Below are 24,494 nucleotides of genomic sequence, written 5' to 3'. Positions count from 1 at the left end.
GCTCTCGGAGGATCCGCGGCATTACGAACAGCACGTGAACGTGCTGAAATCCGAAAGAGCACCTACGGACCGGGATGCACGTCAGTCCCGGGGCGGTCCTGCGTGACCGAACGGCGGGGAGCGGTCCGACCGCTGGACGCCGGGCGTACGGGATCCCGCCAGCCGGACTCCGTGTACCCGTAAGGAAGTCAGCCCATGAGCAAGCACGTCCTGGCCCAGAACCAGTACGGCAAGGCCGAGAACCGCATCGTCAAGGTCACCCGCAAGGGCGCCGAAGGTTCGTGGCACGAGATCCGCGACCTCAACGTCTCGGTCGCGCTCCGCGGTGAGTTCCGGGACGTCCACCTGACCGGCGACAACGCCAACTGCCTGCCGACCGACACCACCAAGAACACGGTGTACGCCTTCGGCAAGGAGCACGGCATCGACTCCCCCGAGGCCTTCGGCATCCTGCTCGCCAAGCACTTCGTCTCCTCGCAGGAGCCCATCCGCGAGGCGCAGATCCGCATCGAGGAGTACGCGTGGGACCGCATCCCGGTCCCGACGCGCAAGGAGCAGCATTCCTTCGTCCGCAAGGGCCAGGAGGTGCGCACCGCGCAGATCACCTACAGCGAGACGACGGGCCTGCAGGTCATCTCGGGTCTGAAGGACCTGACGGTGATGAACTCGACCAACTCCGAGTTCCACGGCTACATCAAGGACAAGTACACGACCCTCCAGGAGGCGTACGACCGCATCCTGGCGACCAAGGTCACCGCGCGCTGGGCGCACTCGGCGCTGGCCGCCGACGACGCCGGGTACGACTGGGACCAGTCGTACAAGAAGGTCCGCAAGAACATGCTGGAAGCCTTCGCGGAGACGTACTCGTACTCGCTGCAGCAGACCCTGAACCAGATGGCCGAGCGGGTGCTCGACAACTGCCCCAAGGTCAACGAGGTGCGCCTGAACCTCCCCAACAAGCACCACTTCCTCGTCGACCTGGAGCCCTTCGGCCTCAAGAACGACAACGAGGTCTACTTCGCGGCGGACCGGATGTACGGCCTGATCGAGGGCACCGTCCACCGCGACGGCGTGCAGCCGGTCATCGCGACCTCCGACTGGATCGTCGCCTAGGCCTCCTCGGGCTCCGGGTACCGGTTCCCGATGCGCAGATTCCACCGCCCCGCGCGCCCACTGAGTTCGGTGAGCGTGCCGGGTCGTGCGTCCAGCCGCCAGAACGTGTGCGGCGGCAGCTCCAGCGCGTGCACGACGGCCGCCCGGACGAAGGCCTGATCGGCGGTGACCCGGTGGGTGCCGGGCGCGAGGCCGGTCAGCCAGCTTCCGGCGCGGGCGACGAGCGCCTCGACGGACTCGCCGCCGGGCGGGGCGTACGCGGGGTCCGTGAGCCAGCCGTGCACCGCGGCCGGGTCCTCGGCGGCCACTTCGTCCAGGGTCCGGCCGGCCCACTGCCCGGTTTCCAGGGCGTACGGCCCGCCGTGGCCGAAGCGGTGCTGCCGCATCGAGGCGTCAAGCGCCGGGGTAACCAGGTGAACTCGTACCGACTGGGGGTTCATAAAGGGAGCGTAAGCGCGGTACGGTCTCGGACGACATAACTACATGACGACGGTACGACGGAAGCACGGTGAAAATCCGGCACGGTCGCGCCACTGTGAATCCTCCCCGCAAGGGAGGCAAGTCAGACCCGCCGCCGTCGTCGCGAGCACCACTGACCGGGACGCGTGTTCCCTCTGGAGGTACCTGCCATGGCCGCTCACACCGCCGTGCCCACGACGGCTCCCGCCGTCGCCCCGATTTCGCTCTCCGCGCTCGCTCCCTGGGCCGCCTTCGTCGCCGTCCTCATGCTCGTCCTGCTGTACTTCGTCGGCATCGAACAGGGCGCCACCGCGGTCTTCCAGGGCGAGACCATCCACGAATGGCTGCACGACGGCCGCCACCTGCTCGGCTTCCCCTGCCACTGATCTCCTCGCCGCAAGGGAACCCGGACACAGATGAACTCTCTCTCCCCCCGCGTCCTTCTCGTCAGAGGCATGCTCGCCGGCCTGCTGGCCGGCGTCGCCGCCTTCCTCGTCGCGTACCTCCTCGGTGAGTCCAAGGTGGACGCGGCCATCGCCATCGAGGAGGCCGGCCACCTCGCGGCCGGCCACGACCACGGCGCCGAGGAGGCCCCGGTCAGCCGGGCCCTCCAGGCCACGGCCGGCCTCGGCACCGGTGTCCTGCTGTACGGGGTCGCGCTCGGCGGCATCGCCGCGCTCGTCTTCTGCTTCGCGCTGGGCCGCATCGGCCGCTTCGGCCCGCGGGCCACGGCCGCACTGGTCACCGGCGGGCTGTTCGTCACCATCACACTGGTGCCGTTCTTCAAGTACCCCGCCAATCCGCCGGCCGTCGGCGACCCCGAGACGGCTGCCCGGCGGACCGCCCTCTACCTGCTCATGATCGCTCTGAGCGCGCTGCTTGCGGCGGGCGCGCTGATCCTGGGCCGACGGCTCGCCCCGAAGCTCGGCAACTGGAACGCGTCGGCCCTGGCGGGCGCGTTCTTCGTCCTCGCCGTCGGGATCTCGTACGCCTTCCTGCCCGGCATCAACGAGGTTCCGGCCGACTTCCCGGCCGCGCTGATCTGGAACTTCCGCCTCGCGTCCCTGGCCATCCAGGCGGCACTGTGGACGACTTTCGGCCTCGCCTTCGGTTTTCTAGCCGAACGGGCCCTTGTGCCGGGCGCCGCACCCAAGGAGGCTGTGCAGCCGACGAGTTGACCATGAGGGGGCCGGTAGTACATGCCGTACGTGCCGACGGCGGTGAGACAGTGGCGAGGCTGGACGGGCGCCGCCCCGTTCTGGCTGAACTCGCTCCTGCTGCTCCTGGCCCCCTTCACCGCCGTCACTCTGTTCGGCCAGATCGGCGTGATCGCGGCCCTGGCCGCGCTGGGCGGCCTGGCCCGGCACCTCTGGTTCGGCGACTACGGCCACCCGGCCGTCCACCTCGCCGCCATCCTGATGGGCGCGACGACGGCGACGATGGTCGCGGTGTGCTGACGACGGCCGCATGAGCTGCGCCGCCCACGCCGTCTTCGCCGCGCGGCGCCGTACCGAGAAGCGGGAACGGCACCGGCTGGAGGGGCCGTAGGGCCTGGCGCGCAGACCCGTGAGCTCACCCGTTCGGACGTATGGTCCCGCGCCCTCCGAAGCGGGTGGCCGTACCGGCCGTCAGCTGCGAAGACGCCGGAATCCCGATGCGACACACCCGTGACGTCCTGTCAGTCTCCCGTGTTTCACCACGTGCTGACGGGCAGAGGAGGTGTCCACTGCTCACATGACCCGGCCGCCCCGGCCGGACAGGAGGAGAGGGATTCCCATGCCCCGCGCCAAGTGGGTCGTCGCCGCCCTGACGGTGGTTCTGCTGTCCACCGGCATCAGCGTCCTGCAGCGCACCGAGGGTGCCGCTCCCTCGGCCGCGGCCACCGACGACGCGCTGCCCTCGCGGGCGTTGGGGCTGTCCGACCACCGGCGTCTCGCCCGGCAGCGGGAACATTCCGGCGAGCACACCCCCGGCCAGGGCGCGCGCTCGCCGAGGACGGCCCCCGGCCCGCTGCGGCCGGTCACCGGGCCCATGCGGCCCGCGCGGCCGGTGCGCTTGCGCGTCCCGAGCCTGGACATCGACGTGCCGCTGGCCTTGGCGCGCGAGGGGCGTGAGAGTCATGAGGGGCTTGAGGGACATGAGGGTCGCGAGGAAGCCGCCTGGGACGCCGCCGGTCCACCGCCGGGCTCGGCCGGCACCGCGGTGATCACCGGGTCGGGCCTGGACCTGGCCGGACTCCAGCGGGGCCGGACCGTCGAGATCTCCCGCGCGGACGGGCGTACGGCCGTGTTCACCGTCATCCGGATCTCACCCGGTGAGGCCACGGGCCACGAGGACCGGGCCGGACGGGCCCAACTGCGCCTGATCGGCGGCGAAACCGCCGTACTGGCCCGGCTGACGGGACAGCGGCGCGGCCGCTGACCCGCCCTCGCGAGCCGTCATCCGTGGGGGGTGACTTCGTCCTCCGGTCGGGGGCTTCTGCGCACCCGGACGGGAGCCGCCCGGTGTGGCGGGGCACACCCCCCGCATGAGCGGGAGGCGGCGCACGCGTGCGGCACTGACCCGGGCCCTGACAGCGGCCTGTGTCGTGCTGCTGTGCGTGTTCGGCGCCGGTCCGGCCGCCGCGACGGTCGCCGAGTCCCAGCCCTCCTCCGCCGCGCCCGCCGAACCCTCCGAAGGACAGTCGGATCCGGCCGCCGACCCCGAGGTACGTGCCGCCGTACGGTGGCTGCCGCGCGGGGTGCCGGGCCTGCGCCGGACACCGCTGCCGTTGTTTCACGTGAAACACGGGGACCGGCCCGCGCCCGCACCGGGCCCGGAGAGGACCGAGCCGGCGCAGGCCCCGCCGACGGTGCGGAGTGTGGTCCTGCGCTGCTGAGCCGGCCCGTGCCCCGGGGTCCCGCCCGAATCGACCCGGCCCGGCCCCGGCCCCGGCAGCAGCGCAGTCCCCCCACACCCCTTGAGCACCGTGAGGTTCCGCCATGCCCATCGACCCGTACACCGCCCTGAACGCCATGCTCCGCGCCGAGGCCGCCCGCTTCACCCCGCCGGTACGCCAGAGCGATCCGGCCGCGCCGCTGAAGTCGCCGGCCGCCGCCGAGTCCGAGAGCACGAGCGAGCCGCAGCACACGACCGCGCCGGACTCGGCCGCGTAGGAGCCCGCCGCAGACACGGAAGAACCGCCCGGCCGAAAGGACGGCCGGGCGGTACGGGCAGGAGCTGGGGCTAGGGCTCCCGTGTGTAGTAGCGGTAGAACGCCGCCAAGCCGATGCCCATGCCGGAGAAGAGGCCGATGACGGTGGAGGTGAACACGCTCGCACCCGTGAGGCTGTGCAGGTAGCCCACGGCGATGCCCGCGAAGGCTCCGTACGCGGAGGCGTGGATCTCGCGCATGAGGCGGGGACCTACGCGGTTGAGTCCGAACATGCAGCCGGCGAAGATCGCGCCGCACAGGATGCCGTAGAAGACGTTGCCCGCGTCCACCGGGCCCGTGTCGCGCTTGATGAAGGCGGCCCAGACTCCGTAGACGAGTCCGAGGAGCAGGGCGCGGATGAGGGCGTTCCGTGCGGAGTGGTCCGTGACCGCCGACTGGCGGTAGGGCTGCCGCCGGAAGGCGGTGGGTGCCGCATGTGCCATGACGGGCTCCTCTCTCCCATCCTCCAGGGCACACCCGCGGACCCGGACCGGCAAGTGGATCACGGCCCCCTCAGGAGGGGCGCACCGCCACGGCGTCGATCTCGAAGAGCATGCCGGGCAGGGCGAGGGCAGCCACCCCTGTCAAGGTCTGCGCGGGCAGCTCGGTGCCCCAGGTGGCGTGCAGCTCCTTGAGAAGGACCTCCAGCTTCCGCTGGTCGTGGCCGACGATGTACGTACCGATGCGGACGACGTCGGCAGGGCCGAGCCCGACGGCGGCCAGGGCGGTCCGGAGGTTGGCGAAGGCCTGCGCGACCTGGTCGGCGAAGTCCTCGGAGACGACGTGGCCGTTCTCGTCGGAGCCGTACTGGCCCGCCATGAAGACCTGCTCTCCGGGGGCGGAGACGATGTGGCTGTAGCCGTAGCCGGTCGGGGTGTGGAGACCTGCCGGGTTGATGATGCTGCGCGTCATGCCGAGCTCCCTGGTTCCGTATCCGTACGTACGTATGTGTGGTGCGACTGCCGCACGTCTGAGGGGCCTACTGCGCGGCGAGCCAGGCTCGGAGCCGCTGCGGGGCCTCGGGGGCCTGCCGTTCGGCCTGCTGCCGGATCTCGTCGAGGTCCTGCGCGGCCAGGGCCCTGCGCCAGGCCAGGTCGGCCCGGGCCATGGCGTGCGCGACGGCACACTCCGCGGCGTCCGCGTCACGACCGGCCGCCGGTCCGGCGCCCGGGCCCTGCTGCCGGATCTCCGCGCACCTGAAGGCCTCTTCGGGCCCCTCGACGGCGGCGACCACGTCCATGAGCGTGATGGCGGCGAGCGGGCGGGCCAGCCGGAAGCCCCCGCGGGGGCCGGGTGCGGAGGTGAGGATGCCCGCCCGGGCCAGCGCCTGGAGCTGCTTGTTCAGGTAGGCCGCGGGCAGGTCGTGCCACGCGGCGAGCCGCGCCGCCGACACGGCTCGCTCCGGGCCGCTCCACGCCAGGTTGACGCAGCTGTGCAGCGCCCACTCGACGCCCTCACTCATCTTCATAATCTGGATATTAGATATCCAGATTAAAACCCGCAAGGGTGATACCCGCACCCGCCCGCAGCAACAAGGCTCGCGCCGGTGCCCCGCCCCGGCATTCCCTGGTGACGTGCGCACCATCCTGTCGGCGGTCCTCATCGTGCTCGCGGCCCTCCTCGTGCCCGCGAGCGCCGTCGCGTACTGGGCCGACCGCGAGCTGGGCGACGCCGACCGCTACACCGCCGCCATGTCCCCGCTCGCCGCGGCCCCCGCCGTACAGGGCGTCGTCGTCACCCAGGCCGGCCGCGCCCTCTCCGGGCAGATCGACGCGGGCCCCTTCCAGGGCGACCTGGACGCCCTGCTCGGCGAGGCCCTGAGCTCCTTCTCCGGCACCCCGGCCTACCGCACCGCCTGGGACGCGGCCAACCGCGCCGCCCACGCCGCCTTCTTCAAGGCGCTCACCACCGACCACGGCAACGCCGTCACCATCGACCTCGCGCCCGTCATCGCGCAGGTCAAAGAGGAACTCGTCGCCGACGGGGTGCCCTTCGCCGACCGCATTCCGCAGACCCACGTCTCCGTGAAGGTCATGGAGTACGACAACCTCGGCGCTCTCCGGAGGGGATTCGGCATGCTCCAGATCGCCGGCATCTGGCTTCCCGTACTGACCGTGGTCCTGGCCGCGACGGCCGTCGCGGTCGCCGTCCGCCGCCGACGCGCCGTCATCGCCACCGGACTCGGGCTCGCGGGCGGTGCCGTCCTCCTGCGGATCGCCGTGGACCTGTGCCGGCGGCTCACCCTGGACGACCTGCCGGGCGACATCGACCGGTCGGCCGCCGGGGCCGTGTACGACGCGCTCACCGTGTTCCTGCGCACCAGCTCCTGGGTCGTCCTGGCGATCGGGGTCACCGCCGCGCTGGGCGCCTGGCTGACGGGCCGACTGCGCCGCACCCCATAAGCTCGGAAGGTACCAACGTACGCAGAACGACGCAGAAGAGCCCAGAAGAACCGATTCGCGAGCGGCGGCACGGAAGCGGAATGAGCACCGAACGCACCGAACACATACCGTCCGGGCGAGACCGGCACCGCCCGCCGGCTCCACCCGGCTGGCTGCTGAACGGACTGCGGCCGAGCACCGCACCGATCCCCTGGGCCGCCGTGGTGCGCGCGGCGGTCGCGCTGTCCGTCCCGCTCGCCGTGGGATTCGCCCTGGACGAGCCCGAGTACGGCGCGCTCGTCTCCATGGGCGCCCTCGCCGGAGTCATCGGCGACACCGCCGACGCCTACCGGATGCGGATCCTGAACATCGCCGTACCCCAGCTCTTCGGCGCCGTGGGCGTGGCACTGGGCACCCTGGTCTTCGGACACGGCTGGGTGGCCGTCGGCGTCCTCACCCTCATCGCCCTCGTCTCCGGGATGATCTCCTCGATCGGCACGGTCGCCTCCGTGTCCGGACTGCTGCTCCTGCTCAACGCCGTGATCGGGGCCGGCCTGCCGCTGCCGCAGCCCTGGTGGACGGCGCCCCTGCTGATGAGCGCGGGCGGACTGTTCGTCCTCGCCCTGACCCTGCTGGGCTGGCCGCTGCGCGGCCGTCAGCCGGAGCGCGCCGCGGTCGCCGCCACCTACCGGGCCCTGGCCGACACCCTGGAGGCCGCCGGCGGCCCCGACTACACGGAGCACCGCCAGCAGCTCACCCAGGCCCTGAACCAGGCCTACGACCTGGTTCTGGGCCGACGGGCCCGGGTCCACGGGCGCAGCCCCTCGCTGGTGCGGCTGCTGGCCCAGCTCAATGTGGTGATCCCGCTGGTGGAGGCCGCGCCCGCCGCACACCTGCGCGGCCGGCCGCTGCCGCCCGAGATCCCTGCGGCCGTACGGGACCTGGCGGCCGCCGTCGAGGAAGGGCGCACGGGAAGCCCCGTACTGGAGCTGCCCGCCCCGCACACGCCGGCCGAGCGGGCCGTCGATTCGGCCCTGCGGCACGCGGCGACCCACGTGTTCCTCGCCGAACCGGACCCCTACGTCCTCGACGACCGGCTCGGCCGGCCCGCCGCCCTGCGGGTCCGGGCCCGGCACGCGGTGCGCGACATGATGCTGTCCAGGGCCTCCTGGCGGTACGGGCTGCGGCTCGCGCTGTGCATCGGGCTCGCGCAGTCCCTCGTCTCGCTCATCGAGGTAGAGCGCTCCTACTGGGTCGCGCTGACCGTCACCTTCGTCCTCAAGCCCGACTTCGGCTCGGTGTTCTCCCGGGCCGTGCTGCGCGCGCTGGGCACGGCGCTGGGGCTGGTCATCGCGGCGGCCGTGCTGGCCGAGGTACCGCGCGGCTGGTGGGACGTACCGGTGATGATGGTCCTGGCCGCCCTGATCCCCGCCTTCTCCGCGAAGGGTTACGCCTTCCAGACCGCGGCGATCACGCCGGTCATCCTCCTCCTCTCGGACCTGCTCAACCACCAGGGCTTCGACCTGATCCGCCCCCGGCTGGTGGACAGCCTGATCGGCTGCGCCATCGTCCTCGTCGCCGGCTACCTGCTGTGGCCCGAGAGCTGGCACACGCGCATCGGCGACCGGCTCGCCCACACCGTGGACGACGCCGCCCGGTACGTGGAGCGGGCGTTCGGCGCCCAACCGCCGACGGAGGCGGGCCTGCGGGCGGCCCGCACGGCCCGCCTCCAGGCACGGCGCCGGATCTACCGCGACCTGTCGGACGTGCGCAGCGAGTTCCAGCGGGCGCTGACCGAACCGCCCCCGACGGGAGCGCGGGCCGCCGCGTGGTGGCCCCTGGTCGTCGCCGTCGAACGCATCGTGGACGCGACCACCGCCGCCCGCGTCCGCGTCGACCACGGCGCACGCCCACCGGAGCCGGCCGAGGTCGACGGAATCACCCGCCGGATCCGCGCCCTGGCCGAGGCCGTCCGCAGCACCACAACCCCGGTCCGCTCCGAACCGGAACCCACGGACGACGAGTCGAGCGTCCTGTCCCCGCTCCACCAGGAACTGGCGGCAGCGCGCGCCATCACCGACCCGGGCGGCTGACCCGGCTCCCTCCCGGCCCCGGATGGCCCAGTGGCCGGGCCGAACGCACCCCGGCGGGAGAGCATCGGTACATGCACCGCGCGCTGGCCGCCATACCGGTCCTCGCCGCTGTTCTGGCGGCGACGGCCGGGTGCGCCGACGTGGAGGGTCTGCAGAGCGACGGTGACCTCGGCGCGGTGCACGCCCCCCGCACCCTGTGGCAGGACATCCACCCCGACCCGCCCGACCCCGGGCAGCAGCCGGGCACGGCCGCCCTGGTGCCCGGGCTCCCCAAGGTCCCGGACGAGAGAAAGGGCATGCGCGGCGTCGACGCGCTCGCCGTCGTACGCGCCGACATCACCGCCGCCACCACCCAGGACGGCGGCACGGGCCGCCTCGTCGACCCCCGGGCGGTACAGCGGCTCGCGCTCTGCACACAGGCTGTGGACGGCGGCCCCGACTGCCCGGTGCGCCCGGGCGTCCTGCACGACCTGACGGGCGACGGCAAGGACGAGCTGATCACCGCCCTGGACGTCGACGGCCGCGTCAGCGAGCTGCGCGTCTACACCGCCCGCGACGACGGCTCCGTCGCCCGGGTCCTGGCCCGGCGCGGGGTGCTGGAGGGAGTGGAGGTGGCCGCCGAGCACCTGGCGGTACGCGAGCCCACGTCGAACCCGAAGTACGTCGCCGTCTCCGACTACGTCTGGGACCCGGGCGCCGGGCTGATGAACCTGACGCAGCTCACCCTCGACGAGTGCCCGACGCTCACGGAGATACCGCTGAGCGGGGGCAGATCGCGATGCGCGCGCTGAGCAGCCTGCGCTGGAAGATCGCCCTCACCACCACCATGGTGTGCTGCATGGTCGCCGCCGCACTGGGGATCCTGGTGCACAACGTGGTCGCCCGGCAGATCGTCGGGGAGGTCCGCAAGGAGGCGGACGGGGATCTGGACCACGCCCTCGGCCACTACGAGTACGGCACCGCGCACGGCGACGTGAACGCCACCCTGGACCCGCCCGACCTGCCGGAGCGACTGCGTGAGCTGGTCGCCCGCGGGGACACCGGAAGCATGGTCGGCGAGCACGGGGCCAAGCCCGTCATGTGGGCCGCCGCACCCGCCGACAACCATGCCCTCGCGGTCTGGATCCCGTACGAGAACACCCGCGTCCGGCTGCGGGACATCGACACGGCGATCCTCGCCTCCTCGGTGCTCGCGGCCGGGGTGGTCGCGCTGGCCGGCCTGTTCCTCGCCGACCGGATCAGCCGGCGGCTCACGACCACGGCCGCCGTGGCCCGCCGGATCAGCGCCGGGGACCTGGACGCCCGGGTGGACTTCCCGGCCGGCGGGGACGCCCGTGCGAAGGACGGCGGAGACGGTCCGCGGCCGGCCCGCTCCCGGGACGAGGTACGGGACGTGGCACACGCGCTGGACTCGATGGCCGGGTCGCTCCAGGACCGGCTGGAGGCGGAGAAGCGCTTCACGGCGGATGTCGCGCACGAACTGCGCACTCCGCTCACGGGTTCGCTGGCCGCGGCGGCACTGCTTCCGGAGGGCCGCCCCAAGGAGATGATCAACGACCGGCTCAAGGCCCTGCACCTGCTCACCGAGGACCTGCTGGAGATCTCCCGGCTGGACTCCGGCGTCGAACAGGCCGAGCTCGCCCGGGTGGAGCTGGGCCGGGCGGTGCGGCGGGCCGTCGCCGCGACCGGCCTGGACGCCTCCGTACGGGTGCTCCGGGACACGGTGGTGCTCACCGACCGGCGCCGCCTGGACCGGATCCTGGCCAACCTGCTGGTCAACTCCCACAGGCACGGCGGGCCGCCGGTCGAGGTGACCGTGGAGGGCCCGGTGGTGGTGGTCCGCGACCACGGGCCCGGCTATCCGCCCGAGCTGATCGAGCAGGGCCCGCAGCGGTTCCGCACCGGGGACCCGGGGCGCGGCCGGGGCCACGGGCTGGGGCTGACGATCGTGGCAGGCCAGGCCGCGGTCCTGGAGATCACGCTCGGCTTCTCCAACGCCCCTGACGGGGGCGCGGTGACCACGCTCCGGCTTCCCGTCGGGCGACTGCCGGACGGGAATTGACCAGAGCGAAAGCAAGCGCGGGGGCATGAACGACGGCATGCACGAGGGGATGTTTCACTGGGGGTACCTCCCAGCGTTAGCTGGGGGAGAAACATCCCCTCGCGCTGCCTCAACCGGGCGTGCTCATCGGCTGGGTCAGACGCCGATGTTCTTGCCGTCCTTGCGCCAGACGGACACGACCGCCGGGCGGACGATCTTGCCGGGGCCGTCGGGCCACACCGACTGGGGCTTCTCGACGGACGCGCCGTCGATCTCGCCCGGGTGCTGGACGGCGACCAGGACGCGCTTGTCCTGGACCAGCGGGCCGCAGGTCTCGGCGCCGCGGGGGACGGTCAGGAACTGCTTCAGCTCACCGCGGCGCTCACCGGCGGTGGCGACACCGAACAGGCCGTCGTGGGAGCCGAGCTGGTTGCCGTCCGTGGAGATCCACAGGTTGCCGTGCGGGTCGAAGGTCACGTTGTCCGGGCAGGAGATCGGGCTGACCTTCTCCTTCGGGAAGCCCGCGAAGAACGTGGCCGGGTCCTTCGGGTCACCGGCGACCAGGAACAGGCGCCAGGCGAAGCCGTCGCCGGCCGGGTCGTCGAAGTTCTCGGCGAGCTCCAGGATCTGGCCGTGCTTGTTCAGGTTGCGCGGGTTGGCCTCGTCCGCACCGGCCTTGCCGGCCTTGCCGCGGTCGGTGTTGTTGGTGAGGACGACGTACACGCGGCCAGTGCGCGGCGAGGGCTCGATGTCCTCGGGGCGGTCCATCTTGGTGGCGCCCACCTTGTCACCGGCCTGGCGCGTGAAGACGGCCACCTCTTCGGCGGTCATGCCCTCGACGTGCGAGACGTTGCCGGACGGGGAGGAGGTGAGGAGTTTGATCCACACGCCGGAGCCGTCGAACTGGCCGTCGGAGGGGAGCTTGCCGGTGCCATCGATCTCGGCGGCCGGGGAGTCGCCGGTCAGCTTGGCGACGTACAGGGTGCCCTCGTCGAGCAGCGTGAGGTTGTGCTCCTTCGCCGCGCGCGAGTTGCCCTTCTTCATCTGCTTCGACGAGACGAACTTGTAGAAGTAGTCGAAGCGCTCGTCGTCGCCCATGTAGACGACCGGGCGGCCGTCCTCGGTCAGGCGGGGCTGGGCGCCCTCGTGCTTGAAGCGGCCCAGCGCGGTGCGCTTGCGCGGGGTGGAGTTCGGGTCGTACGGGTCGAGCTCGACGACCCAGCCGAAGCGGTGCGACTCGTTGGGCTCCTGGAGCACGTCGAAACGCTTGTCGAAGCGCTCCCACTTGCGCTCGGTGGCGCCGGTGGAGACGCCGTAGCGCTTCAGGCGGGCGGCCTGGGTCGCGTCGGTGACCTGGCCGGCGTTGGCGAAGTACTGGTTGAAGTTCTCCTCGCCGTGCAGCGTGGTGCCCCACGGGGTGGTGCCGCCGGAGCAGTTGTTGAGCGTGCCGAGGACCTTGGTGCCGGTCGCGTCGACGGAGGTCTTCACCAGGGCGCTGCCCGCGGCCGGGCCGGTGAGCTTGAACTCGCTGGTCGCGGTGAGGCGGCGGTTGAGCTGGTGGCGGGTGACCGCGGTCAGCTTGCCGCTGCGGTGGTCCTCCTGGACGACGACGATGCCGAGGCCGTGCGCGGCCCAGGCGATCTCGACCTGCTCGCGGGTCGGGTTGGCCGGGTCGTAGCCCTTGAACATGAGGTTCTCGTCGGTGTACTCGTGGTTGGCCACGAGCAGCTGCTGGCGCTCGTAGTCGCCACCGAGCGGGAGCAGCGAGAGGAAGTCGTTGTTGTAGCCGAACTGACCGGCCTGGGCTGCGGCGGTCTGCTTGTCGGCGTTGAACCCCGGGGCGCCCTTGACGATGGGCTCGCCCCAGCGGATGACCACGTTCTGCTCGTAGCCCTCGGGGACGGTGACCCGGTCGTCGGTGTTCGGCGCGACAGGCTTGAAGCGCAGACCACGGGCGGCCTCGCCGCTCTTGGAGGCGCCGGCGGCCTCGGCCTCGCCGGCGGGCGCGGCGCTGGCGCTCTGGCCGGGGCCGCTGAGGGCGACGGCGGTACCGGCGGCGGTGGCGACGGTCACGACGGCGGCGGTACGCAGCATCGAGCGGCGGGAGTACGCGCGGGCTATGACATCGCCGACGTACTCGTTGTCGCTGGTGTTCGGCACCTCGTGGAAGCAGGCGTCGCCACAGCGGTAGCGGCAGGTGAGAGCGGAACGGCCGCTCCCATGCGGGTTGCCGATGAGCGGCAGGAGCTTGCGCACGAGTGTCCTCCGAGTAGCTGCGTGGGCGCCGACAACATGTCGGAACAATCCAGCGGTGACGCTAGGCGGGAGTTGCGCCGAAGCGGCGGCGCGGGGATGAACGATCGGTGAACCCGGCGCGTCGGAGCGGGAGTTCGGGACGGGAGTGAATGCGTCCGGAAGTCGGACACCACGAAAGGTGCCCCTCCCGAAGATCCAGCCGGGCGGCCGATAACCTTACGTGTCCACTCTGGGCAGGGATCATCCGCACAGCACGGACAAATGACGCACGCACTCATGCGAAAGGCCTGGCCCATGGGTATTCGGAGCTTGTTGCGCAAGGTGTTCGGACGGTCGGCGGAACCCGTTCCGGAGACTTCGGACGCCCCCTCGGCGAACCTCCCGAGCCAGACGGAACGCACCCCGTTGGACGTGGCGGCCGAGCTGGTCGCCGCGTCCTTCGACAACCCCACCGTTCCGCCGCAGTCCGCACCGCGGGACCGGGAGCCGGGTACGGTCCTCACGGCCCCGGCTCCGGACCCGTCCCCCGCGTCCGCACCGCCTGCGGAAGCCACGGTCCCGGAGGCCCGCCGCCCCATGCCTCCGGCGGTTCAGCAGGAGCCCACCGAGCCGGTGGCGCCCGAAGCGGAAGCCGAGCCGGTCGCGGCCGAGCCCGAGGCCGCCGCCCCCGAAGCGGAGCCGGTGGCCGCGGAGGCCGACGTACCGGCGCAAGCGCCGGAGACGGACCCCGAGCCCGAGGCCGAGCACGTTGAGATCGTGGCCGAGGTCGTGGCCGAGGCCGAGGTCGAGGCCGAGCCCGAGACCGCCCCGGAGCCGCTAGCCGCCGAGGCCGCCGCCCCCGAGGCCGAGCCCGTTGAGGCAGAGGTCAAGGTCGAGGCCGAGCCCGAGGCCGCCGCGCCGGAAGCGCAGCCCGAGGTCGAGGCGGAGCCCGAGACCACCCCGGAGCCGGTAGCCGCCGAGGCCGCCGCCCCCGAGGCGGAACCCGAGGTCGAGGCCGAGCCCGAGACCACCCCGGAGCCGGTAGCCGCCGAGGCCGCCGCCCCCGAGGCGGAGCCCGAGGCCGAGGTTGAGGTCGAGGTCACCGCCGAGGTCGAACCCCTCGCCGTCGAGGCCGAGGCCGAGCCCGAGGTCGAGCCCCTGGTCGCCGCCCCCGAGGTCGTGGCCGAGCCCGAGCCGGCCGCCGAGGCCGAGGCCGTCGAGGCCGAGGAGGCGGGGCCCGCGCACGGTGCGGCCGCGGTGCGCAAGCGGGCTCCCGGGGTATCCGGGGCCTACAAGGCTGCCGGGCAGGTGCTCCGGGGCAAGGGCAAGGCCGGGGCGCGCGCCAAGGTGTACCTCGTCCTGGACCGGTCCGGATCGATGCGCGGGTTCTACAAGGACGGCAGCGCCCAGCACCTCGCCGACCACGCCCTCGCCCTGGCCGCGCACCTCGACGACGAGGCCACCGTCCACACGGTGTTCTTCTCCACGGAGCTGGACGGCACCGCCGACCTCGCCCTCGACAGCCACGACGAGGGCTGGGTCGAGGCCCGCCACGCCGAGCTCGGCCGGATGGGCCGCACCAGCTACCACGTCGCCGTCGAGGCCGTCGTCGAGCACTACCGGAAGGACGGCGGCGAAGGCCCGGCCCTCGTCGTCTTCCAGACGGACGGCGCCCCCGACAACCGGCAGCCCGCCAAGGCGGCCCTGACCGAGGCGGCCGCCACCGCCCCCGGCATCCACTGGCAGTTCGTCGCCTTCGGCGACCACGACGCGAAGGCCTTCGACTTCCTGCGCAAGCTGGACGCCGAGAACGCCGGCTTCTTCCACGCCGGCCCCGCCCCGGCCGAGCTGACCTCCGCCGCGCTGGTCAAGGGCCTGCTCCAGAGCTTCTGAGCCGAAGCGAAGGGCCCGGGATCCATCGGATCCCGGGCCCTTGCTCATGCCTCGGTCAGCGCGCGGCGTCCGGGTGGACGGCCTCGGCGATCGGCTTGGCCTCCGCCGGCTTCGTCTCCACCGGCCCCCGCAGCGCGATGTTCAGCTCACGCAGGCGGGTCTCCTCCAGGACGGTGGGCGCGCCCATCATCAGGTCCTGCGCGTTGCCGTTCAGCGGGAAGGCGATGGTCTCGCGGATGTTCGGCTCGTCGGCCAGCAGCATCACGATGCGGTCCACGCCCGGGGCGATGCCACCGTGCGGCGGGGCGCCGAGACGGAAGGCGCGCAGCATGCCGGCGAACTCGCGCTCGACGGTCTCGGCCTCGTAGCCCGCGATCTCGAAGGCCTTCAGCATGACCTCGGGCTCGTGGTTGCGGATGGCGCCGGAGGACAGCTCGATGCCGTTGCAGACGATGTCGTACTGCCACGCCAGGATGTCGAGCGGGTCCTTCTCCTCCAGGTCCTTCATGCCGCCCTGCGGCATGGAGAAGGGGTTGTGGGAGAAGTCGATCTTCCCGGTGTCCTCGTCCTTCTCGTACATCGGGAAGTCGACGATCCAGCAGAAGCGGAAGACGTTCTCCTCGAACTGGCCGGCGCGCTTGGCGGCCTCGACCCGGACCGGGCCCATGATCTTGGAGACCTCGTCGAAGTCGCCCGCGCCGAAGAACACGGCGTGGCCGGGGACCAGGCCCAGGCGCTCGGTGAGGACCTTGACGTTCTCCTCGGTGAGGAACTTGGCGATCGGGCCGGTGAGGGCGTTCTCCTCGCCGACGCGGACCCAGGCCAGGCCCTTCGCGCCCAGGGAGACCGCGTAGTCGCCGAGGCCGTCGAAGAACTTGCGCGGCTGGTCGCCGGTGTCCGGGACGGCCAGCGCGCGCACGTGCTTGCCGGCGAACGCCTTGAACTCCGAGCCCTCGAACACGTCGGAGATGTCGACGAGCTCCAGCTTGGCGCGCAGGTCGGGCTTGTCGTTGCCGTACTTCAGCATCGACTCGCGGAACGGGATCCGCGGGAAGGGGGAGGTGACCTCGCGGCCGTTGCCGAACTCGGTGAAGAGCTCGGTCATCAGGCGCTCGATCGGCTGGAAGACGTCCTCCTGCTCGACGAAGGACATCTCGACGTCGAGCTGGTAGAACTCGCCCGGCGAGCGGTCGGCGCGGGCATCCTCGTCGCGGAAGCAGGGCGCGATCTGGAAGTACCGGTCGAAGCCCGAGATCATCAGCAGCTGCTTGAACTGCTGCGGGGCCTGCGGCAGGGCGTAGAACTTGCCCGGGTTCAGGCGGGACGGGACCACGAAGTCACGGGCGCCCTCGGGGGAGGTCGCGGTGAGGATCGGGGTCGCCATCTCGTTGAAGCCGAGGGCCACCATCTTGTGCCGGATGGCCGCGATGACGGCCGAGCGCAGCATGATGTTGCGGTGCATGCGCTCGCGGCGCAGGTCGAGGAAGCGGTACTCCAGGCGCCGCTCCTCGTTCACACCGTCGTCGGTGTTGATGGTGAAGGGCAGCGGGGCGGCCGCGCCGAGCACCTCGACCTCGGAGACCTCGATCTCGATCTCGCCGGTGGGCAGCTCGGGGTTGACGTTGTCCGCGCCACGGGAGACGACCTTGCCGTCGATACGGACGACGGTCTCCTTGGTGACGCTGCTCAGCGCCTCGTTCGCGGCGGTGCCGGGACGGGCCACGAGCTGCGTGATGCCGTAGTGGTCACGCAGATCGATGAAGAGGATGCCGCCCAGGTCTCGACGGTTGTGCAGCCAGCCGCTCAGCCGGACGTCGGCGTTGACGTCAGAGGCGCGGAGCTCGCCGCAGGTGTGGGACCTGTACCGATGCATCAGTCATCCAGTTCTTCGCGATACCAGGGTGGATTCAACCGTCACAAGGTTACCGTCCGGGCGGCGGCCGGGTCGGGCACGCCCGCCCGGCCTCGCGGATGCCGCCCGCCGGGCCGGGTGAACAGGCACGTAAGAGTGATGACCTGTAAAGATGGCCGGGTGCGCACCGAGGACGTCCTGACCGCCATCGCGACCGGCTTGTGGAGATGGGACAACGCCTCCGGGACGGTCACCCTCGACAACGAGGCCGCCCGGCTGCTCGGGCTGCCCGCCGAGCCCGTGGTGCTGCCGGAGGTCGCCGTACGGTCGCGGTTCCACCCGGTGGACTGGAACGAGATCAACGGCATCGTGAACCTGGCCGTCGCCGAGGGCACGCTCGCCGAGGCCAGGCTGCGGATCATGGACGAGGACGGGCGGGTCCTGCGGACCGTGCGCAGCCGCTCCAAACCGCTGGAGAACCGCGGCGCCGACGGCCGCGTCGACTACGAGCTGATCGGCACCATCCAGGAGATCGCCGAACCGCAGCCCGGCACCACCGCCGCGCACACCCCGATCACCGGTGACTGGCGGCGCTCCCGCGAAGCCTTCCTGCTGGACGCCGGCCGGGCGCTGGCGGAGGCCCGCTCCACGGCGGAGGTGCTGCGGGTCGCGGCCTCGCTGTCCATGCCCGGCTTCAGCCCGGACGGCCTGGCCGTCTTCGGCGTGGCCGGGGACCGGCTGTCGGTCATCGGGCACCACGGGCACGGTCCGGGGGACGAGGGGCCCTTCACGGACATGACGCTGGAGACGGACTACCCGGCCGCGGAGGTCGTCCGTAGCGGCCGGGCGATCTACCTGCCCAGTCCGGAGGACTACAAACGGCGCTTCCCGGCCACCTGGCCGCTCGCCCAGCGCTTCGACCGGGTGTCCTGGGCCTTCCTGCCCCTGATCGTGGCCGGACGGACCATGGGCGCCTGGATGGCCGCCTTCAAGCACCCGGTGTCCTTCTCCCCCGACGAGCGGTCCGTCCTGACCACGGTGGCCCGGATGCTCGCGCAGGCCCTCCAGCGCGCCGGGGTGGCCGAATCGGAGCGGGAACTCACCACGGGCCTGCAGCGGTCGATGATGCCGCAGCTCGGCCCCGAGATCCCCGGCATGCAGATCGCCGCCCGGTACGTCCCGACCGGCGGCGGGCTCCAGGTCGGCGGCGACTGGTACGACATGATCCCGCTGCCATCGGGACGGTTCGCACTGGTCATCGGCGATGTGCAGGGCCACGACGTACGCGCGGCCGGGCTGATGGGCCAGCTGCGGATCGCGGTACGGGCGTACGCCTCCGAGGGCCACCGCCCGGACGCCGTGCTCTCCCGCGCCTCCCGCTTCCTGGCCGGGCTGTGCTCCTCGCAGGAGTCCGATTCCCCCGAGGACCCGGACCTCGACCCCGGCGCCGACCCGGACTTCCAGAGCCCGCGGTTCGCGACCTGCCTGTACGTGGAGTGCGACCCGCGGACCGGACTGCTGGAGGTGGCCCGCGCCGGCCACCCCGACCCAGCGATCCGGATGGCGGACGGCACCGTTCTGATGCGCCCCACGGCGGGCGGCCTCCCCCTCGGGATCGTCCCGGACACCGACTACCCGACCACCCGGTTCACCCTGGAACCCGGCGAGACGATGATGCTGTGCACCGACGGGCTCATCGAGACCGGCGGGCACGACCTGGACACCGGCTGGGCCCGGCTGCGCGCGATCCTGGAGACCGAGACGGAGCTCGACGGCGGCCACCTCGAAAAGCTGGCCGACCTGCTCGTCCAGGCCGTCCACGGGCCGTCCTCGCACCACACCACCGGCCCGCTGGCCGACCGCCGCGAGGACGACATAGCCGTGGTGCTGCTGTGCCGCGAGGGCGGCGGCTGCGGCTGCGGCTCCCCGCAGCTCCACCCCGGCCGGCCGGCCCGCCGCACGATGCTGACCGTGGCCCAGGCCGAACCGGAACGGATCGCGGGCGCCCGCCGCCAGATCCGCGAGCTGCTGCACGACTGGGCCGACCCCGAGCAGGTGGATTCGGCGGTGCTCATGGTCTCCGAGATGGTGACGAACGTACTGGTGCACACCGACGGCGACGCGCTCCTGGTCGCGGAGGCGGCGGGCGAGCTGGGCGGGCGCCGGCTGCGCGTCGAGGTCGCGGACTCCAGCGACGAGCTCCCGCACAAGCGGCACCCCGGCGAGATGGCCTCCAGCGGCCGCGGCGTGCTGCTGATGGAGATGCTGGCCGACGCCTGGGGCGTGGACCCGCAGGGCGAGGGCAAGTCGATCTGGTTCGAACTGCACGAGCAGTCCGAGGAGGACGCCGTCCCGGCGCTCTGAGCCCGTGCACCGGGGGCGGGCTGACGGACCGTGATTGGATACAGCGGTGCCCGATCCCCTCCTGCCCGAGCCCGTGCGGCGGCTCGCCGCCTGGTGCGCGGTCGCCCTGCTCGTGACCGCGGTCCTCGCCGTCGGCGTGTGGCTGTGCATCGTCTTCCAGACCGCCGTCACACCCGTACTGCTGGCCGTGCTCGGCACGGCCCTGCTCGGGCCGATGCACCGGCGCCTGGTCGGCATGAAGATGAACCGCTCGCTCGCCGCGGCCCTGACTTGCCTCGCCGTGGTCGCCGTCGTCGGCGGGGCCACGTACGTCGTCGTCCTCGCGCTCATCGAGACGGGCGATCAGATCGTCGACGCGCTCCGGCGGGCCGGCGAGGCCCTCGCCGAGCACTTCGGGGCGGTCGGCACCTCGCTGGAGGACATCACCGCGAACTCCAAGGACCTGCTCACGAAGTTCGGCAGCACCGCCGCGTCGGGCGTGGTCGCAGGGCTCAGCGTGGTCGGCTCGATGCTCGCGATGGCCCTGCTCTCGCTGGTGCTGATCTTCTTCTTCCTGCGCGACTCCCACCGGGCCGTGGGGACGCTGCGCTCGCTGGTCCCGAACCGGTCGGGCGACCTGATGGAGGCCATGGGGCGGCGCGCCTTCGACGCCGTCGAGGGTTTCATGCGCGGGACCACCTTCGTGGCCCTGGTCGACGCCGTACTGATCGGCGCGGGCCTGCTGATCCTCGACGTACCGGGTGCCCTGGGGCTGGCCTCGCTGGTCTTCGTGACCGCCTACATCCCCTACCTCGGCGCCTTCCTGTCGGGCGCCGTGGCGGTCCTCGTCGCCTTCGCCGACCGGGGCTGGGCCATCGGCCTGTGGGCGCTCGGTCTGGTGCTGGCGGTGCAGATGATCGAGGGGTACGTGCTCCAGCCCCTGGTGCAGAGCCGCACGGTGCAGATGCACCCGGCCGTGGTGATGCTGGCCATCACCGCCGGGGCGAGCATCGCCGGGGTCCTGGGGATGCTGCTGGCGGTACCGCTGACCGCGGCCGTCTTCGGCGTGATCTCGGAACTGCGGGCCCGGTACGGCGACGCGTCGCCGCGGCCCGGGCCCGTGGATCCCGCCTAGCGCAACGGACTCCCCGGGCGGACTCCCTGCCGGGAGACCGTCCGGACCGGTCAGTCCTGCGCGTCGCCCGCGCCTCGGTGGCCGAGCCCCGTGCGGGCGGTGGTGGGGATGCGCCCCAGCCGGCCGGCCTGGAAGTCGTCGAAGGCCTGCTGGAGTTCGTGCTTGCTGTTCATGACGAACGGACCGTAGTGCGCCATCGGCTCCCGGATCGGACGCCCGCCGAGGAGGACGACCTCCAGGTCCGGGGCGCTGGAGTCCTGGGACTCGTCCGCCCGCACCGTGAGCGAGCCGCCCTCGCCGAAGACGGCCGTCTGCCCGGTGTGGACGGGCCTGCGGTCCTCGCCGACCGACCCGCGCCCGGCCAGCACGTACGCCAGGGCGTTGAAGTCCTCGCGCCACGGCAGGGTGATCTGCGCGCCCGGCGTGACGGTCGCGTGGATCATCGTGATCGGGGTGTGGGTGATGCCCGGGCCCTGGTGGCCGTCGAGCTCACCGGCGATCACGCGGAGCAGGGAGCCGCCGTCGGGGGTGGTCAGCAGCTGGACCTGCCCGCCGCCGATGTCCTGGTAGCGCGGGGGCATCATCTTGTCGGAGGCCGGGAGGTTGACCCACAGCTGGAGGCCGTGGAACAGCCCGCCGGACACGACGAGGGACTCCGGCGGAGCCTCGATGTGCAGCAGGCCCGAACCGGCGGTCATCCACTGCGTGTCGCCGCCGTTGATGACACCGCCGCCGCCGTTGCTGTCCTGGTGGACGAAGGTTCCGTCGATCAGGTACGTGACGGTCTCGAAGCCGCGGTGCGGGTGCCACGGGGTGCCCTTGGGCTCGCCCGGGGCGTACTCCACCTCGCCCATCTGGTCCATCATGATGAACGGGTCGAGGTACTGGTAGTTGATCCCCGCGAACGCGCGGCGCACCGGGAATCCCTCACCCTCGAACCCACCGGGAGCGGTGGTGACGGCCAGCACCTTGCGCGGAACGACCGCCTGCGGCTCGGCCACGCGAGGAAGCGTCAACGGGTTCTCAACAGTCACTGCGGGCATGGTCAGGACCTCCTTCTGCATCGAGTTTAGTTGAAACTCGAACTTTCTGCCACACCCGACAGAACGCGCAGGCCCCCGGGGGCATTCCCCCGGGGGCCTGTCGCACAGAAGTGCAGGTCAGCAGTGGTTCATCCCGTACGCGCCCGGGTTGGAGTCGAAGGCCGCCGACGTCCAGACGACCGACGCGGGCACGAAGCCGAAGCGGCCGGTCACGTCTCCGTAGGCCCCGTACCAGGTGGTGCCTTCGTTCTTGGTCCAGCAGTCGAACACGCTCGGGTTGGTCTTCAGCGTGTCCACCCACGGAGCGCCGTAGCTGGCGCCCCGGTACATGTCGACGGGCGCGGCGTTGCCGCAGTACAGCTTCCCGCCGCTCACACCGCACCAGGCGGCCGCCGACGCCTCGGCGGGCGCCGCCGCCAGGACCCCCGTGCCCAGCGCCAGCACCCCCGTGGCCGCCACTGCGCCGAGCTTGGTGCGGATCGGCATACGAGCCATCACTGCCTCCTCGTGGACGAGGCGGGGGACCCCCCGTGGATTCCCCCGCAGCACCGATACTCGGGAGCCGCGACCGCCGCCGCGATCCTTTCGACCACCGCCGAAAGGATCGGCGGCACACGGCGGCTCCCACGAGCCGGGCAGGGCAGGGCGGGGCGGGGCGGGAAAGCCCGGAAGGCGGAAGGTTCCGGCGAGGGAGGTCGGCAGGCCCCGAAAAGGGTGGTCCGGGAGGCGGACTAGCCGCAATGCCGTTGCTTTATGGCGGTTGGATCACGATGGCGTCGTGTGAGGGCCGGGTTGGCTGGGGCCAGTCGCGGTGGCGACTGGCCTTGGCCTTGTAGTTCGACATCTTGCGTTTGACGACCCGGGGCTGGCTGCGCAGTCGCCTCGGGGGCAGGAGCCGCTCGGTGACCTCGGCGCGGAAATGCCGCCAGGCCCTGTGCAGGTGGTCAGGGGGAAAAAGAGCCGGGCAGGATGGTCACGGTGCGGCGGGCCGCCCGCAGGGCGGTGGTGAAGGAGAGCCGGTCGCAGTCGACCGGCTCGGGACTACCGGCCGCCGCTTCGGCCATCAGTGCGCGCAGGGCGTGGTGCACCAGCAGGTGGGCATAGATCTCCTGGCGGACGCCGGTGGGGGTCTTGCTGGCCAGGACAACGGTCTTGGCGCCGCGCTGATGGGTCTTGATCTCGTCCAGGACGCTCTCGCACTCCCAGCGTTGCGGGTAGAGCGCGGCCAGGTCGGCGGCCGGGGCCCGGACCGGGTCCAGGACCGAGGTCAGCAGCACGTACTGGTCCTCGCCGGGTCGTCCCGGGTCGTCCAGGCGGTAGCGGATCACGCGGACCGCCACCGGCTCGCGGCCGGCCTTCTTGTCGTCTCCGGCCTGGATCACGGTGAGCCAGGACCCGTCGGGCAGTGTTTGCAGGACGGGCAGGCGGCGGTTGGTCTTGGCGCGGAAGCACAGGTCAGCGCCGCTGCTGGTCAGGGCTCGCCATAACCGGGTCGAGGGCAGGTTGCGGTCGCCCAGGACGAGCATGTCCTCGGTCAGTGAGCGTTCCAGGTCCTCGGCGAGGCGGACCTCGCCGTCATGCCAGCCGCCGAGCACCGCATCGACGACGGCGTGGGTGCCGCATTCGACCAGAGCGACGACCTGGACCTGCGGATATCCGCCGGTGCCTTCCCCGCGGCCGGTCCCAGGGCGGCCGAACTCAGCGGCGTTCGCCGCACTGTCGGCGACATCGAAACGGGTGCCGTCGATGGCCATCAGCCGCCAGCCCCTCCAGAACACCCCGGGCATCGCGGGCGTGCCCAGCGGTCGGGCGCATCTGTCGAACAGCGCGGCCATCGGTTCGACCCCGAGCCGTCCACGCGCCCGGAAGATGGCAGCCTTGCTCGGTGGATGCCACGACCCCCACAGCCCCGCCCACCGCAGGCCCTCAGCAAGGTGCCGCATGACCTCCAGATACGGCGCGGGCGAGAACAATGCCATCGCCAGCAGGAAGTACACCACCAGCCGGGCCGGCAACAGCCGCCGACGCTTCTCCGTCCGGTCGCACTGGGCCACGACCTCGTCCACCAGCCACGGCGGATACATCCGGGTCAGCACACCCACCCCGGCCAGATCCGGCAGAGACGACGCCATGCCACCACCCCCGATGACGTCGTCTCACCGATCCAGATCAATGTCAACGGCATTGGGACTAGCCGTACATCCGGCGCATCGCGAAGTCGACCATCTGCTCTACCGCCTTCGCGTCGAAGACCATCCGGTGGTCGCCCTCCATGTCGAGGACGAAGCCGTACCCGGTCGGCAGCAGGTCGATGACCTCCGCGCCGGTGATCACGAAGTACTTGGACTCCTTGCCGGCGTACCGGCGTAGCTCCTTGAGCGTGGTGAACATCGGGATGACCGGCTGCTGCGTGTTGTGCAGCGCCAGGAAGCCCGGGGTCTCGCCGCGCGGGCAGTAGACCTTCGAGGTGGCGAAGATCTGCTGGAAGTCCTCGGCGGACAGCGACCCGGTCGTGAAGGCCCGCACGGCGTCCGCGAGGGAGGGCGGGGACGGCTCGGGGTACAGCGGCGGCGTCTGCTGCGCGTAGCCCTGCGGGGGCTGCTGCGCATACTGCTGCTGGGCACCCGGGTTCTGGTCGTAGCCGTACATGCGGCCCACCCTACCGAGCGACCGGGACCGTACCGGCCGGTACCGGCCGGTCCCTCCGGGGGCG

The 24,494-nt window shown here is 71.9% G+C and carries 24 protein-coding genes; 14 read left to right on the top strand and 10 right to left on the bottom strand.

What is annotated here, in order from left to right; all coding sequences use genetic code 11:
• Positions 1 to 195: 195 nt before the first annotated feature.
• On the top strand, positions 196 to 1,113 hold the full coding sequence (pucL, locus tag OG429_RS20320) for a factor-independent urate hydroxylase (RefSeq protein ID WP_328926714.1): 918 nt from the start codon (positions 196 to 198) through the stop codon (positions 1,111 to 1,113).
• Here the strand turns inward: pucL and OG429_RS20315 are convergent.
• Positions 1,110 to 1,553, bottom strand: a complete 444-nt coding sequence (locus OG429_RS20315) for a histidine phosphatase family protein (RefSeq protein ID WP_328926713.1) — start codon at positions 1,551 to 1,553, stop codon at positions 1,110 to 1,112. The two genes, pucL and OG429_RS20315, sit on opposite strands and share 4 nt — an antisense overlap.
• Before the next feature lie 189 nt (positions 1,554 to 1,742).
• Here OG429_RS20315 and OG429_RS20310 point away from each other — a divergent pair, with 189 nt between their 5' ends.
• From OG429_RS20310 to OG429_RS20285, 6 genes are all read left to right on the top strand, one after another.
• Positions 1,743 to 1,958 carry a CbtB domain-containing protein gene (locus OG429_RS20310; RefSeq protein ID WP_328926712.1) on the top strand — a complete coding sequence of 72 codons (216 nt, stop codon included), beginning with the start codon at positions 1,743 to 1,745 and terminating at the stop codon, positions 1,956 to 1,958.
• A 30-nt stretch (positions 1,959 to 1,988) separates the two neighbouring features.
• A complete protein-coding gene (locus OG429_RS20305) occupies positions 1,989 to 2,750 on the top strand; it encodes a CbtA family protein (protein ID WP_328926711.1) in 762 nt (253 codons plus the stop codon).
• A gap of 21 nt (positions 2,751 to 2,771) precedes the next feature.
• Positions 2,772 to 3,029 (top strand): hypothetical protein, encoded by a 258-nt coding sequence (locus OG429_RS20300; protein ID WP_328926710.1) that lies wholly within the window; start codon positions 2,772 to 2,774, stop codon positions 3,027 to 3,029.
• Between the two features lie 319 nt (positions 3,030 to 3,348).
• The gene (locus tag OG429_RS20295; protein WP_328926709.1) at positions 3,349 to 3,993 is read left to right on the top strand and encodes a class F sortase; all 645 of its coding nucleotides are present in this window, start codon (positions 3,349 to 3,351) and stop codon (positions 3,991 to 3,993) included.
• A gap of 106 nt (positions 3,994 to 4,099) precedes the next feature.
• On the top strand, positions 4,100 to 4,450 hold the full coding sequence (locus OG429_RS20290; RefSeq protein WP_328926708.1) for a hypothetical protein: 351 nt from the start codon (positions 4,100 to 4,102) through the stop codon (positions 4,448 to 4,450).
• Between the two features lie 103 nt (positions 4,451 to 4,553).
• On the top strand, positions 4,554 to 4,727 hold the full coding sequence (locus OG429_RS20285; protein WP_328926707.1) for a hypothetical protein: 174 nt from the start codon (positions 4,554 to 4,556) through the stop codon (positions 4,725 to 4,727).
• 70 nt (positions 4,728 to 4,797) lie between these two features.
• Here OG429_RS20285 and OG429_RS20280 read toward each other — a convergent pair whose 3' ends face one another.
• From OG429_RS20280 to OG429_RS20270, 3 genes are all read right to left on the bottom strand, one after another.
• Positions 4,798 to 5,208: a hypothetical protein gene (locus tag OG429_RS20280; RefSeq protein WP_328926706.1), complete on the bottom strand. Its 411-nt coding sequence runs from the start codon at positions 5,206 to 5,208 to the stop codon at positions 4,798 to 4,800.
• A 70-nt stretch (positions 5,209 to 5,278) separates the two neighbouring features.
• Positions 5,279 to 5,677 carry a RidA family protein gene (locus OG429_RS20275; protein WP_328926705.1) on the bottom strand — a complete coding sequence of 133 codons (399 nt, stop codon included), beginning with the start codon at positions 5,675 to 5,677 and terminating at the stop codon, positions 5,279 to 5,281.
• A 67-nt stretch (positions 5,678 to 5,744) separates the two neighbouring features.
• Complete coding sequence (locus OG429_RS20270; protein WP_328930357.1) at positions 5,745 to 6,227, bottom strand: RrF2 family transcriptional regulator; 483 nt, start codon at positions 6,225 to 6,227, stop codon at positions 5,745 to 5,747.
• 112 nt (positions 6,228 to 6,339) lie between these two features.
• On the opposite strand from OG429_RS20270, the gene OG429_RS20265 reads away from it, so the two are divergent.
• The 4 genes from OG429_RS20265 (at position 6,340) to OG429_RS20250 (ending at position 11,301) form a co-directional block, all read left to right on the top strand.
• Positions 6,340 to 7,167: a hypothetical protein gene (locus OG429_RS20265; protein WP_328926704.1), complete on the top strand. Its 828-nt coding sequence runs from the start codon at positions 6,340 to 6,342 to the stop codon at positions 7,165 to 7,167.
• An 80-nt stretch (positions 7,168 to 7,247) separates the two neighbouring features.
• A complete protein-coding gene (locus tag OG429_RS20260; protein ID WP_328926703.1) occupies positions 7,248 to 9,239 on the top strand; it encodes an FUSC family protein in 1,992 nt (663 codons plus the stop codon).
• A 71-nt stretch (positions 9,240 to 9,310) separates the two neighbouring features.
• The gene (locus tag OG429_RS20255) at positions 9,311 to 10,030 is read left to right on the top strand and encodes a hypothetical protein (RefSeq protein WP_328926702.1); all 720 of its coding nucleotides are present in this window, start codon (positions 9,311 to 9,313) and stop codon (positions 10,028 to 10,030) included.
• Positions 10,018 to 11,301, top strand: coding sequence for a sensor histidine kinase (locus OG429_RS20250; RefSeq protein WP_328930356.1), 1,284 nt, complete (start codon positions 10,018 to 10,020; stop codon positions 11,299 to 11,301). Before OG429_RS20255 ends, OG429_RS20250 begins: the two co-directional genes overlap by 13 nt.
• Positions 11,302 to 11,436: 135 nt before the next feature.
• On the opposite strand, the gene OG429_RS20245 is transcribed toward OG429_RS20250, so the two are convergent.
• Positions 11,437 to 13,536, bottom strand: coding sequence for a PhoX family protein (locus OG429_RS20245; RefSeq protein ID WP_328926701.1), 2,100 nt, complete (start codon positions 13,534 to 13,536; stop codon positions 11,437 to 11,439).
• 294 nt (positions 13,537 to 13,830) lie between these two features.
• Between OG429_RS20245 and OG429_RS20240 the strand changes: the two genes are divergently transcribed.
• Positions 13,831 to 15,408, top strand: coding sequence for a VWA domain-containing protein (locus OG429_RS20240; RefSeq protein ID WP_328926700.1), 1,578 nt, complete (start codon positions 13,831 to 13,833; stop codon positions 15,406 to 15,408).
• 55 nt (positions 15,409 to 15,463) lie between these two features.
• On the opposite strand, the gene aspS is transcribed toward OG429_RS20240, so the two are convergent.
• Positions 15,464 to 17,281: an aspartate--tRNA ligase gene (gene aspS, locus OG429_RS20235; protein ID WP_328926699.1), complete on the bottom strand. Its 1,818-nt coding sequence runs from the start codon at positions 17,279 to 17,281 to the stop codon at positions 15,464 to 15,466.
• A gap of 159 nt (positions 17,282 to 17,440) precedes the next feature.
• Here aspS and OG429_RS20230 point away from each other — a divergent pair, with 159 nt between their 5' ends.
• Both OG429_RS20230 and OG429_RS20225 read left to right on the top strand, forming a co-directional pair.
• Entirely contained in the window at positions 17,441 to 19,624 is a 2,184-nt protein-coding gene (locus OG429_RS20230; protein WP_328930355.1) for a SpoIIE family protein phosphatase, read from the top strand.
• A 46-nt stretch (positions 19,625 to 19,670) separates the two neighbouring features.
• Positions 19,671 to 20,738, top strand: coding sequence for an AI-2E family transporter (locus OG429_RS20225; protein WP_328926698.1), 1,068 nt, complete (start codon positions 19,671 to 19,673; stop codon positions 20,736 to 20,738).
• Positions 20,739 to 20,788: 50 nt separating this feature from the next.
• Here OG429_RS20225 and OG429_RS20220 read toward each other — a convergent pair whose 3' ends face one another.
• The 4 genes from OG429_RS20220 to OG429_RS20205 form a co-directional block, all read right to left on the bottom strand.
• Entirely contained in the window at positions 20,789 to 21,781 is a 993-nt protein-coding gene (locus OG429_RS20220) for a pirin family protein (protein ID WP_328926697.1), read from the bottom strand.
• A 117-nt stretch (positions 21,782 to 21,898) separates the two neighbouring features.
• On the bottom strand, positions 21,899 to 22,276 hold the full coding sequence (locus OG429_RS20215) for a hypothetical protein (protein ID WP_328926696.1): 378 nt from the start codon (positions 22,274 to 22,276) through the stop codon (positions 21,899 to 21,901).
• 449 nt (positions 22,277 to 22,725) lie between these two features.
• Positions 22,726 to 23,913, bottom strand: coding sequence for an IS4 family transposase (locus tag OG429_RS20210; RefSeq protein ID WP_328926695.1), 1,188 nt, complete (start codon positions 23,911 to 23,913; stop codon positions 22,726 to 22,728).
• Positions 23,914 to 23,971: 58 nt separating this feature from the next.
• Complete coding sequence (locus OG429_RS20205) at positions 23,972 to 24,430, bottom strand: SseB family protein (RefSeq protein WP_328926694.1); 459 nt, start codon at positions 24,428 to 24,430, stop codon at positions 23,972 to 23,974.
• Between the last annotated feature and the right edge of the window lie 64 nt (positions 24,431 to 24,494).

This window comes from Streptomyces sp. NBC_00190 (assembly GCF_036203305.1).
Lineage (GTDB): Bacteria > Actinomycetota > Actinomycetes > Streptomycetales > Streptomycetaceae > Streptomyces.
The sequence above is the reverse complement of the archived record's forward strand: the minus strand, read 5'-3'. Positions and strand labels throughout refer to the sequence as shown.